The following is an 11,949-nucleotide window of genomic DNA, read 5'->3' on the forward strand; positions in this document are numbered from 1 at the left end:
CAAAACCGCTCTATTCGACCACGCGCACCTCATTCGATTTCGCTAAGCTAACAGCAGACTTTATTGCGGGCGTTCCGCCTGGATAACCACGTCCGCCACGATGAGGAGAATGAGCATGTCAACAAATGCAGCGCAGCCCGGCACGATGAAAGCCATTGAGATCAGCCAACCGGGTGCTCCCGAGGTTCTGGTCGTCACCGAACGCCCGGTGCCCGTCCCGCAAGCGGGCGAACTCCTGGTGAAAATCGCCGCCGCCGGCGTTAACCGCCCCGACGTGCTGCAGCGCCAGGGGAACTATGCGCCACCGCCCGGCGCTTCGGATATCCCCGGCCTGGAAATCGCCGGCGAAGTCGTCGCCATCGGTGAAGGCGTGACCCACTTCGCGCTCGGCGATCGGGTTTGCGCCCTCATCGCCGGCGGCGGCTATGCCGAATACTGCACCGTGCATGAAAGCAATGCGCTGCCGGTGCCGGCGGGCCTGAGCCTGACCGAGGCCGCCGCGCTGCCGGAAACCTTCTTTACCGTCTGGGTCAACGTGTTCCAGCGCGGCCACCTCAAAGCCGGCGAAACCGTGTTGATCCACGGTGGCACCTCCGGCATCGGCACGGTCGCCACCATGCTGGCAAAAGCCTTCTGCGCGCAGGTGATCACCACCGTTGGCTCCGAAGAGAAGCGCCAGGCCAGCCTGGCGCTGGGCGCCGACGTGGCGATTAACTACCGCAGCGAAGATTTTGTCGCACGCACCAAAGACGCCACCGACGGCAAAGGCGCCGATGTGATCGTCGATCTGATCGCCGGCGACTATCTGGCCAAGAACTATCAGGCCGCGGCGATGGAAGGCCGCATCGTACAAATCGGCACGCAAAATGGCGTGGTAAAAGAGCTCAATCTGATGCCGCTGCTGTTGAAACGCCTGACCCATACCGGTTCAACGCTGCGCTCACGCAGCGTCGCGGACAAAGCGCAGATTGCCGCCGATCTGCACGAGAAGGTTTGGCCGCTGCTGGAGCGCGGCGTGCTGAAGCCGCAAATTTTTAGAACCTTCCCGCTCGAGCAGGCCGCCGCCGCGCATGCGCTGATGGAGTCCAGCGAGCACATCGGCAAGATCATGTTGACGTTCTGAAACCGTTCCCCGCAGCCTGCGCTGCGGGTAAACCGATGCCGCGCTCAGGGAATGATGCCGCGGCGGCGGAACTCATCGAACAGCGAGAAAAACATGGCTTCGGTTTCGACAAACTGATCGAAACCGAAACGCCGCGCCTTGCTGCCGTCCGCGAACATGTCATAGTCCCAGGAAAAGACGAAGTCGGCGAAACGCCAGCCGGCCACCGCGCGATAGTCCGGTTCGGTCAATTGGTGCCGTTGCACCAACTCTCGCCACAGCATCGCTTTGTCCGCCATCATGCTCTCCAACGGCATCGGCAGCGGCGGCGCGCATTCCAGCCCGAAGTAAGCGGCGATTTTTGGCCACATCTCGCTCCAGCGAAACAGATCGCCATTGTTGATATTAAACGCCTGATTGGCCGCCGCCGGTTCGGTCGCCGCCCAGAGCGTGGCGCGCGCCAACAGCCCGGCATCGGTCATTTCCAGCAGGCTGTGGTAAGCGCCCGGTTTGCCGGGGAAACGCAACGGCAGCCCAAGCGCTTTACTGATCGACGCGTAAACCGCGATGCTTAACGCCAGGTTCATCGGATTGCCGAGGGAGAAGCCCCCCACCACGCTCGGGCGAATGGCGCTCCAGTGCCAACGTTTGCCGGCCTGACGCTGCGCCAGATACTGCTGTTGCGCCACGTTAAACTCCGGCGGCATATGCCCGGCGTCGCTTTCGCGCGCCGGCGTTTTAAACGGCCCCAAATGAGCGCCATACACCTTATAGCCCTGCATCAGGCTGATATGCTCCAGCGCCGGCGCGAGCGGCTCCAGCCCCTCGACGACGTGTTGCAACATCTGCAGATTGGGCGCCACCAGGCCCGCCCAATCCGGCGCATCCTGATAGGCGGCATAGAAGACGTGGCTAATCGCGCTCAGCGGCCGCAGCGCGTCGCGCGTTGCCTCCGCATCCAGCAGATCCACCCGCAGGTGACGCACACCAGGCGCCGGTTCCCCACCCCGGCGCGAGACACCCACCACGGGCCAGCCCTGGCCGGTCAGCTCCTCAATCAATCGGCGCCCAATCACGCCATTGGCGCCGATCACTAACGCTTGCCGCTTTGCATTCATCTTGTTACTCCTCGGGTTGTCGAGGCCCTGAGTGTTATTGATTAGCGACCCTTGCGGTAGACGAGACTTTCCACTAACACTAATAAGAAATATTTATAGGCAAAATCGCTATGGATAAGCTGAACGCAATGAAAACCTTTGTGCGGGTGGCGGAGCTGGGCAGCCTGTCGGCCGCCGCTCGCGATCTGCGCTTGACGCAGCCAGCGGTCAGTCAGCAAATCGCCGGTCTGGAGCAGGAACTGGGCGCGCAGTTGCTGTTTCGCAGCACCCGGGCAGTCTCCCTGACCGAGGCCGGCAGCGGTTATTATCAACGCCTCAAAGCGATTCTGGCGGCGGTCGACGAAGCGGAAGAGGCGCTGCACGGCCAGCGCCACCGGCTGCAGGGCAACCTGCGCCTCCACGCACCGACCGGATTTGGCCAGCGGCACGTCACGCCGCTGGCCATCGCTTTCCAGCAGCGCCACCCGGACCTCACCATCGAGCTGCTGCTGGACGATCGGCGCGCCGACGTGATCGGCGAAGGCATCGACGTGGCGCTACGCTTCGGCGAACTGCACGCGCCCGGCATGGTGGCGAAACGGCTGGGCGAACTGCAACGCCTGCTGGTGGCGTCACCGGCGTATCTGGCAGAGCATGGCGCGCCACGCTCGCCGGCGGAGCTGGCAAAACATGCGCACATTCGCTACAGCGGATTGAACGACGGGGATACGCTCACCCTGATCGGCCCGCACGGCCCCGAAATAGTGGCGCTGCGGCCCACGTTCCGCGCCAACAATACGCTATCGCTGCTGACGGCCATCGAGGCAGGGCTTGGTATCGGCGGCGCTCAGCGGCCGTTGATCGGCGAGCAGCTGGCGACAGGGGCGCTGGTGCCCGTATTGCCGGAATACCGCTATCCGCCCATGGCGCTGCACGCGGTCTATCCCGCATTACGATTTATTCCGGAGAAAGTGCGCGCCTGGGTGGCGCATCTGCAACAGGCGTTGATGGCGATCGAGGGAATTAGCGGAGTGAATGCCCCCGGCCAGACGCCGGGAGCATAAGCCTTATTTGAACAGTTTGCCGACCATGTCGCCCAGTTCGTTGCTGTCTTGCTGCACTTCGCCATTTGGCGAAGCGGCATCCGCGACCGTTGGCAAGAACTGTGCAATGGTGCTGGAGGCCTGAGCCGGATCGACACCCAGCTTTTCAGCCAGCTGATTAATCGCATCGCTACCCAACGCCTGCTGTACGTGATCGCCGGTAATCGGTTGGTTTTCGCCATTGCCGAGCCAGGAGCCGACGATATCGCCGAACTGCCCCTGACGGAACTTGTCCAAAATGGCCTGCAGGCCACCTTGTTGCTCAACCCACTGCATAATGGCGATGTAATCGATGCCTTTGCCACCGTTGGCGCCGCCGCCCAGAATGTTACCCAATACGCTATCGAACAGACCCATGATATTCCCCTTTCAGCCGATACGGCCCGCGCCGCACCGCCGGATTGATTTCACGAAAAAGGGCCGCCGCGGCGACCCTGTTGAGCAACGGCTGCTTAGCCTTTGATCTTCCTGTAGACAAAAAGCACCACCAGGGCACCGATTACCGCCACCACAAAGCTGCCCAGGTTAAAGCCGTCAACGCGACCCATACCGAAGAAGGTGCTGATATAGCCGCCGACCACGGCGCCCACGACCCCCAGTACCACGGTCATAATAAACCCGCCGCCGTCTTTGCCCGGCATAATCCATTTGGCCAGGATACCGGCGATTAAACCAAAAATGATCCAGGAAATGATGCCCATCTTTACTCTCCCTATTACCTTTTGCCTAACAGAAATCCTATTACCAGGCCCACGACGGCGCCGGCGCCTATCCCCGCCCAAGGATTATCCTTGATGCAGGCACATGATTGCTCGAGCGCCGCTTTTACACCGCTGCGCACTTCGCAGGCGGTGGTTTTCACGTAGTCGCTCGGTTGCTCAACACCGTTTAGATCGTCATTTTCATATGACATGTCAAATCCTTACAGACCAACCCTCTGAGAATTGCGTCACATGTTTCACGCCCGGCACCGCCCGCCCCGCGATCTTGCTCCGGGCAATCTGCCCGCTGCCGCTCAATGCAGGGCTTACGGCGACAAACGCACAACTTCACACTATGACTATAGTAAAAAATCAGCGGTTTACCCATTTCCGTCCGTCTGAATTTCACCGTACAAAAAACGATCTAATTTCATCCTGCTGTCATCTCGACAGACTAAACTTTAAACAAATCTCCGGGAGGAAACGCCCATGTTCAATGCCCCGTTCATCCTGATTCTCGCACTGCTGTACGCGCTGGCCGCCGTTTGGGACGGTTCCGCCGCGTTACTGTTTCTCTAAGGTTACATAGCGGTTGTCACTTTTGCGATGCGCTTAATTGTGTCTTTATTTTTCAATTGCGTCAGCCGGTTGAAATAGCGGTAAATATCCTCCTTTTCCTCGGTAAAAATCCTAACTTGCCCCGTTATCCGTGCGTTGCTAAATAAAGCGCAAAAAAAAGCATTAATGGAAAACCCTATTTAGCACCAAATGTTCTATCATTCGCCGTATAACAATTTGGGTTAAGGTCCCATTGGGAAAGAAAAGGAAGAACAGGAAAAATGCTTTCAAACCAACGCTTTGAGCGCGAATTCTTGCGCCCTCGTTATTGGTTGCTGTGGATAGGGCTAGGAATGCTCTATCTCTTGGTGTTACTGCCCTACCCGCTCATATATCGGCTTGGACACGGCCTCGGCAGAATAGCCATGCGCCTGATGAAACGCCGGGTAAAAATAGCGCGCCGCAATTTAGCACTCTGCTTCCCCGCAATGCCCGCCGCCGAGCGCGAGGCGCTGATCGTCAAAAATTTTGAGTCCGTCGGCATGGGCCTGTTCGAAGTCGGCATGGCCTGGTTCTGGCCCGACTGGCGCATCGCCCGCTGGTTCAAGGTGAGCGGCATGGAAAACATGCAGCTGGCACGCCAGGACGGCAAAGGCGTTCTGCTGATCGGTCTGCATTTCCTGACGCTGGAACTGGGCGCGCGCATTTTCGGCATGCAAAATCCCGGCATCGGCGTGCATCGCCCGCATAACAACAAGCTGATGGAGTGGGTCCAGACCCGCGGCCGGCTGCGCTCGAATAAGTTCATGATCGATCGTAAAGATATCAAAGGCATGATCCGCAACCTGAAACAGGGGGAAATCCTGTGGTACGCGCCGGATCACGATTACGGCCCGCAAAGCAGCGTGTTTGCGCCGTTCTTCGCCGTTGAAAACGCCGCCACGACAACCGGTACCTTTATCCTGGCGCGCATGGGGCGGCCGTCGATCGTGCCTTTCGTGCCGCGCCGACTGCCGCATGCGCAGGGCTATGAGCTGATCGTACAGCCGCCGCTGAAGGACTTCCCGCTGGACGATGAAACGCGCGCGGCGGCCATGATGAACCGCGTGGTGGAAGAACAGGTGCTGCTGGCACCCGATCAGTACATGTGGCTGCACCGCCGGTTTAAAACCCGTCCGCCCGGCGAACCTTCGCTGTATTAACGCCCTCGTGCCTTCGCCCGCCACACCGCTGGCGAAGGCGCGCTCGCCTCGCACAAGCATTCTTCGCCAAGGGAACTACACTAATAAGTCACCGACGGCAATCATTGCCGCCAGCAACCATTTCTTCCTGCCCGCGGGCCGGTCGTTGCCTGTCGGGTCACAACCGAGGTCAATGTCATGCTGGTACAACCCTATCTGTTTTTCAGCGGTAACTGTGAGCAAGCGATTAACTTCTACGTGCAGCAGTTGAATGCCAAAATTGAAATGGTCATGCGTTACAAAGACATGCCCGAAGAGGCTCGGCAAGGCGGTCCACAGGACGTCAACCCGGAGGCGATCATGCATGCGCGCCTGCTGATCGGTGACGGTGTGCTGATGGCCTCCGACGGCTGTCCGCAGGACGACAGCGGCGGCGCTTCCCATAAAGGCTTCTCGCTGTCGCTGAACCCCAGCGATGCGGAGCAAGGGCGCAAGCTGTTCGATAATCTGGCGCAGGGCGGCCAGGTGACGATGCCTTACCAAGCCACCTTTTGGGCCAAAGGCTTCGGCATGCTGACCGATAAATTTGGCGTCAACTGGATGATCAACGTCGAATAACCCGCCATGGCGCCGCTAGCTATAGCGGTGCCAGTCATACGCCGCCTTGGCGAACAGCACGAACAGCAGCGTCAACAGCACCAACCCCAACCGCCAATAGGGCGACCGGCGCCGACGCCAGGCAAAGAACATCATCACCGCCAGCGCCCCCAGCGTAAGGGGGTAATACACCGCCAGCGTCAGTAAAGCGATAATGATGTAATCCGACATTGACTCCCCCACTCCGTCTTGTCCGCACCGCCGCAGAGGCAGATTGCGGCATGCCTTTCTCCGTATCGCCTCGTTAAGGGCTAGAGGTCTGGCGCATTTATGCATAAAATATAGGATTGCTCTTAACTCAAATTGAATAGTAATCAAACCACAAGGGTGACATGACTCAGCAGCAACCCATACAGGATGCCGTGCCGCCGCGCAGCGTTAAAAGCTCCCCATTATTATTTCAGGCCGGCGTGTTTGTCATCATCGTTGCCGCCACGCTGATCCTCTTTAACAGCTGGCAAATCTGGAACGCGCACCAGCGCGATCTGCGCAGCGCCGAGCATGAATCCGCCAACCTCGCCCGCTCGCTGGCGCAGCACGCCGACGATACCTTCATGCAGGTAGACGGCAATCTGCTCGATCTGACCGAACGTCTCCAGAACGACGGGCTGGGCCCATCGCAGCTGACGCGGCTGCAGCGCGTCATGCAGACGCAGGTTGGCAATCTGCCGCAGCTGCATGGGCTGTTTATCTACGATGCGCGCGGCCGCTGGCTGGCGACCTCCTCGGGCAAGTTCATCAAGAACGCCAACAACGCCGATCGTGATTACTTCAAATACCATCAAAACCGCGACGGCGGCGGTCTGTACATCGGCAAGGTGATCCGCAGCCGCACTAGCGGCGATCTGATCATCCCCGTATCACGGCGCTTCAACAACCCGGACGGCAGCTTTGGCGGCGTGGTGCTGGCGACGCTGTACGTCGATTATTTCCGCCAGTTTTACGACAGCTTCGCCCTCAACACCGACGCCTCGTTGAACCTGCTGCTGGCGGACGGCACCATCCTTTACCGTCGCCCTTACTCAGCGGCCTCGATCGGTAAAAACATCGCCAAGGGCGTGTTGTTCAGCGAAATTTTACCGCATTCGGAGTTCGGCAACGCCACCATCACCTCGCTGTACGACAAAGTGGAGCGCATCTACGGCTATTCGCGGGTCAATCGCTTTCCGCTGGTGATCGCCGCCGGGCTGTCGAAGCGCGACGCGCTGGCGGACTGGCGCACCGACGCCGGCCTGTTTGCCGCCGGCGGCCTCTCTCTGCTGATGATCCTGTTGGCGATGGGCATGGTGCTGCTGCGGCAAATCAAGCACAGCATGCAAACCGAAGCCGAGCTGATGCGCACCCGCGATCAGCTGACCAGCATCAACCAGATGCTCGAAGAGTTGGCGCTGCTGGACGGCCTGACCGGTCTGGCCAATCGCCGCCAGTTTGATATCGCGCTGAAGAACGAGCTGGCGCGGGCTTCGCGCAACTACCGCAGCGTGGCGCTGCTGATGCTGGATATCGACTACTTCAAGCAGTACAACGACAGCTATGGCCACGTCGCCGGCGACCAGTGCCTGCAGCAAATCGGCCAAACGCTGAAGGGGCTGGCGTGCCGCAGCAACGACATTCTGGCGCGCTACGGCGGCGAAGAGATGGGGATTATCCTGCCGGATACCGACGTGCAGGGCGCGCTGATTTTCGCCGAACGCGTCATCCAGGCGGTGCGCGATCTGAAAATTCCGCATCAGGGCAACCCGCACGGCATCGTTACCATCAGCATCGGCATCTGCGCCAAAGTGCCGCATATGTACAACGATACGCCGATCAGCTTTATCAATGAGGCGGACAGCGCGCTGTATCAGGCCAAGAAAAAAGGCAAAAACTGCATTTACGGCGCTTAAGCAATCATCGGGTCACCAAAATTTGGCGGCCCGATTTATTCACCCGGCAAAAATGAAATAGTTTCCCTCCGCAACATTATTTCACCGACTCGCCCCGCTCTCTGAATGAAATAACGCCAATAAATAAGCAGAATATTAATTTACAATATAATTCAATAAGATAAGAATTGTGCCATTCAACAACCCATTCGTGCCATTTTTGATTATTCGTGCCTACGCCAGGCCCCGTTTAGCCCCCGTTTACTATTTATTGGCGTTGCCGGTGATACTCTTATCAGGACTATTCTATATATCAGGAAGCCATCGCACGCTTCGGCGCACTGCGCCCTGCTGATACATCCATAATAGAACCCGCAAATTTCACGTTGCAATTGGGCGACCGGCGCAAAAATTTCTGGCGCCGCTCCAGCCAGCCACTGCGCAAGCCAGTGCAGCCAACCACGCGGCAACCTGAAAGACGGGAATAAAGCGATATAGATTTGCAAGGAGATCTCATGCCTACTGGCGATATTACGCGTGAACGGGCCGTTCTGACGCTGCCGTTGCGACAATGGGCGGCGCAAGAAGCCTCCAGCGCGGTCAGCGAACTGGAACAGGGCAAGGTGCTGTTTCTGCCCGAGCTGGCCTTCACCCTGTCTGAGCAGGAAATGCCACTGCTGGATCCGGCGTTGGTCGATCCGAAGCGCAAGAACATCAGCTATCAGCCGCTGTCCGGCAAGCTGACCGGCGTCGCCGTCGCGGAACGCCGGCAGCAGGTTCAGCAACTGCTGGAGCGCTATTACCAGTCGTGCCGTCAGCTGATCGCCGGGCTGTTGCCCGAGTATCAGGAGGCGCTGCACCACCCAACCGGCAGCCTGCGTTTGCATCCGGTCTCCGCCTGGCGCGCCAATAGCTCCTGGCGCAAAGACGACAGCCGGCTGCACGTCGACGCTTTCCCGTCGCGCCCGAACTACGGCGAACGCATTCTGCGCATTTTCACCAACATCAATCCGCACGGTGAACATCGCCAATGGCGGGTCGGCGAGCCGTTCCCTGAGCTGGCTGAACGCTTTATGCCGCGTCTGGCCCGCTATTCTGCGTTAAGCAGCTGGCTGCAGCACCAGGTGCGCATCACCAAAACCCGCCGCAGCCATTATGACCACCTGATGCTGCAGTTGCATGACGCCATGAAGGCCGATGGCGATTATCAGCAGCGTGGCCCACAGCTGGCGCTGGCGTTCCCGCCGGGCAGCAGCTGGATTTGCTTCTCGGACCAAACGCCGCACGCCGCGATGGGCGGCCAGTTTATGCTGGAACAGACCTTCCTGCTGCCGGTGAATAAAATGCAGGATCCGCAACGTTCACCGCTGAAAGTGTTGGAACAGCTGCGCGGCCAGCCGTTGATCTGACTGATTTGCCGCCGTCGGCGTTACCGGCGGCGGCAAACGCGCATCACGCCTCGAAATCCCCCTGTTGGCGCGCCACCAGCGTCAGAATGCTGTACAGCGCCACCGGCTGCTGTTCCTGATTCAACACCTGCACATCCCACACCACTACGCCGTGCGGGCGATCTTCGGCGGTTTTCTGCGGCTTGCGGATTTTCTTTTTGCAGGTCAACCGCACCTGAATGGTATCGCCGATCTTCACCGGCTCGATAAAGCGCAGATTCTCCATGCCGTAGTTGGCGATCACCGGCCCGACGGCGGCGTCAACAAACAGCCCGGCCGCGGCGGACACCACAAAGTAACCGTGCGCCACCCGTTCGCCGAACAGCGAGTCGGCGGCGCCGATCTTGTCCATGTGCGCGTAGAAATGGTCGCCGCTCAGGCAGGCGAAGTTGACGATATCCGCTTCGGTCACGGTGCGGCGCGCGGTCAACAGGCTGTCGCCCAGCTGCAGCTGCTCGAAGTATTTCCGGAACGGATGCACCGGATGCTCGACGACCGGCGCGCCGCGCACCCATTCGCCGCCGATGGCCGCCAGCATCGCCGGGCTGCCCTGGATCGCCGTGCGCTGCATATAGTGCTTCACCGCGCGCAGCCCGCCCAGCTCTTCACCGCCGCCGGCGCGCCCCGGGCCGCCGTGCACCAGCATCGGCAACGGCGAACCGTGGCCGGTGGACTCCGCCGCCGCCTGCTCATCCAAAATCAACATGCGGCCGTGGGCGCAGGCCGCCGCGCGAATGAAGCGCTTGGCCAATGCCGGATCGGCAGTCACCAGCGATCCCGCCAGGCTGCCCTGCCCCAGCAACGCCAACGCGATCGCCTGCTCGGTATCCGCATACGGCATCAGCGTCGCCACCGGGCCGAAGGCCTCAGTGCCGTGCACAGCCTGATGGGTGAGCGGATCGGCGCAATACAGCAGGGTCGGCGGATAAAACGCCCCGCCGCGCGCACCGTCACCGAGGACTTCCAGCTTATCCTGCGCCGCGCCACAGAGTGGTTCGCAGCCGTTGCGCAGCAGGAAATCCACCTTGCTTTGCACATCATCACGCTGCTCGTGGCTGACCAACGCCCCCATGCGCACCTGTTCCAGCTGCGGATCGCCCACCGTCACCCCCGCCAGGCGCTGCAACAAGGCCTGACGCACGGCCGCCACCTGCGCCGCCGGCACGATGATGCGGCGGATCGCGGTGCATTTCTGCCCCGCCTTGGCGGTCATTTCACGGCACACTTCTTTGATGAATAGCGCAAACTCGGGCATCTCCGGCGTCACGTCTTCCGCCAGCACGCAGCAGTTGAGCGAATCCGCTTCCATGGTGAACGCGATCGATTTCTCCAGCAGGCGCGGGTGTGCCCGCAGCCGCTGTCCGGTCTGCGCCGAACCGGTGAAAGTCACCGCATCCTGGTAATCCAGGTGCGCAAACATGTCGCCGACGCCGCCGCAAACCAGCTGCAGCGCCCCTTCCGGCACCAGCCCGCTGTCGACGATCAGCCTGACCATCGCCTGCGTCAGCTGCGCGGTAGCGGTGGCCGGCTTGATGATGGCCGGCATGCCCGCCAGCCAGGTCGGCGCCAGTTTTTCCAGCATGCCCCAGCACGGGAAGTTGAAGGCGTTGATGTGCAGCGCCACGCCGGGGCGCGAGGTCAGCACGTGGCGGGCGGCGAACTGCGCCTGTTTCGACAATGGGATCAGCTCGTCTTCCGGCCACAGGGTATCGTCCGGCAGATCGCGGCCGGCCATGCCGGCATAGGCGAACAGCGTGGCGATACCGCCCTCAATATCAACCCAGCCGTCGCTGCGCGTCGCGCCGGTTTGATAGGAAATCTGATACAGCGCCTCTTTGTGCGCCAGCAGGTGTTTCGCCACCGCTTTCAGCATCTGGGCGCGCTGCTGGAACGTCATGTGCGCCAGCGCCGGGCCGCCGTGGCTGCGCGCATAGCTCAGGCTCGCCGCCAACGGCAGGCCGTCGGAGCAAACCTGGTACAGCGCCTCGCCGGTCACGGCATGGCGGATCTCGCGCCCCTCTCCCTGCCCGTACACCCAGGCGCCAGAAAGATAACTGTGTAACTGCTGCATGTGCCCTCCGAAATTCATAAATTTTCACCATATAGCTTAATTACGTATCATATAAATGCCAGTCTGCGCCAAACCAAATTTTAACAAAAAGAAAACAAAAGGCGCTTTCAGGGCATTTGACCTGCTATAAACAAGGAATCAATCACTTTATTTATCAAATAAAATC

The 11,949-nt window shown here is 60.0% G+C and carries 12 protein-coding genes; 6 read left to right on the plus strand and 6 right to left on the minus strand.

The features are described 5' to 3' along the window. Window positions 1–115 precede the first annotated feature (115 nt). Entirely contained in the window at window positions 116–1,123 is a 1,008-nt protein-coding gene (locus QOL81_RS04050) for an NAD(P)H-quinone oxidoreductase (RefSeq protein WP_070914609.1), read from the plus strand. A gap of 44 nt (window positions 1,124–1,167) precedes the next feature. On the opposite strand, the gene QOL81_RS04055 is transcribed toward QOL81_RS04050, so the two are convergent. Beyond that, window positions 1,168–2,220 (minus strand): SDR family oxidoreductase, encoded by a 1,053-nt coding sequence (locus QOL81_RS04055; protein WP_197826939.1) that lies wholly within the window; start codon window positions 2,218–2,220, stop codon window positions 1,168–1,170. A gap of 110 nt (window positions 2,221–2,330) precedes the next feature. Between QOL81_RS04055 and QOL81_RS04060 the strand changes: the two genes are divergently transcribed. Then, on the plus strand, window positions 2,331–3,263 hold the full coding sequence (locus QOL81_RS04060; RefSeq protein ID WP_283439670.1) for a LysR family transcriptional regulator: 933 nt from the start codon (window positions 2,331–2,333) through the stop codon (window positions 3,261–3,263). A gap of 3 nt (window positions 3,264–3,266) precedes the next feature. Here the strand turns inward: QOL81_RS04060 and QOL81_RS04065 are convergent, their stop codons facing one another. The 3 genes from QOL81_RS04065 to QOL81_RS04075 all read right to left on the minus strand — a co-directional run bounded on the left by QOL81_RS04065 (window position 3,267) and on the right by QOL81_RS04075 (window position 4,215). Next, a complete protein-coding gene (locus QOL81_RS04065) occupies window positions 3,267–3,659 on the minus strand; it encodes a YidB family protein (protein WP_049201337.1) in 393 nt (130 codons plus the stop codon). 95 nt (window positions 3,660–3,754) lie between these two features. Beyond that, complete coding sequence (locus QOL81_RS04070) at window positions 3,755–4,003, minus strand: GlsB/YeaQ/YmgE family stress response membrane protein (RefSeq protein ID WP_019453501.1); 249 nt, start codon at window positions 4,001–4,003, stop codon at window positions 3,755–3,757. Window positions 4,004–4,017: 14 nt separating this feature from the next. Further along, window positions 4,018–4,215 carry an ElaB/YgaM/YqjD family protein gene (locus QOL81_RS04075; protein ID WP_033635087.1) on the minus strand — a complete coding sequence of 66 codons (198 nt, stop codon included), beginning with the start codon at window positions 4,213–4,215 and terminating at the stop codon, window positions 4,018–4,020. Window positions 4,216–4,842: 627 nt separating this feature from the next. Here QOL81_RS04075 and QOL81_RS04080 point away from each other — a divergent pair. After that, the gene (locus tag QOL81_RS04080; protein WP_060420607.1) at window positions 4,843–5,763 is read left to right on the plus strand and encodes a Kdo(2)-lipid IV(A) acyltransferase; all 921 of its coding nucleotides are present in this window, start codon (window positions 4,843–4,845) and stop codon (window positions 5,761–5,763) included. Window positions 5,764–5,940: 177 nt separating this feature from the next. Next, a complete protein-coding gene (locus QOL81_RS04085) occupies window positions 5,941–6,360 on the plus strand; it encodes a VOC family protein (RefSeq protein WP_047730371.1) in 420 nt (139 codons plus the stop codon). Between the two features lie 15 nt (window positions 6,361–6,375). Here the strand turns inward: QOL81_RS04085 and QOL81_RS04090 are convergent, their stop codons facing one another. Further along, a complete protein-coding gene (locus QOL81_RS04090) occupies window positions 6,376–6,570 on the minus strand; it encodes a hypothetical protein (RefSeq protein WP_060420604.1) in 195 nt (64 codons plus the stop codon). A gap of 161 nt (window positions 6,571–6,731) precedes the next feature. Between QOL81_RS04090 and QOL81_RS04095 the strand changes: the two genes are divergently transcribed. Both QOL81_RS04095 and kdoO read left to right on the plus strand, forming a co-directional pair. Next, entirely contained in the window at window positions 6,732–8,285 is a 1,554-nt protein-coding gene (locus QOL81_RS04095) for a sensor domain-containing diguanylate cyclase (RefSeq protein ID WP_060420601.1), read from the plus strand. A 494-nt stretch (window positions 8,286–8,779) separates the two neighbouring features. Next, the gene (kdoO, locus tag QOL81_RS04100) at window positions 8,780–9,673 is read left to right on the plus strand and encodes a Kdo hydroxylase KdoO (RefSeq protein ID WP_060420598.1); all 894 of its coding nucleotides are present in this window, start codon (window positions 8,780–8,782) and stop codon (window positions 9,671–9,673) included. Between the two features lie 43 nt (window positions 9,674–9,716). Here kdoO and paaZ read toward each other — a convergent pair whose 3' ends face one another. Beyond that, entirely contained in the window at window positions 9,717–11,783 is a 2,067-nt protein-coding gene (gene paaZ / locus QOL81_RS04105; protein WP_060420595.1) for a phenylacetic acid degradation bifunctional protein PaaZ, read from the minus strand. Window positions 11,784–11,949: the final 166 nt, after the last annotated feature.

Source organism: Serratia sp. CC22-02, from assembly GCF_900182895.1.
In the GTDB taxonomy this organism is placed as follows: Bacteria; Pseudomonadota; Gammaproteobacteria; order Enterobacterales; family Enterobacteriaceae; genus Serratia; species Serratia nevei.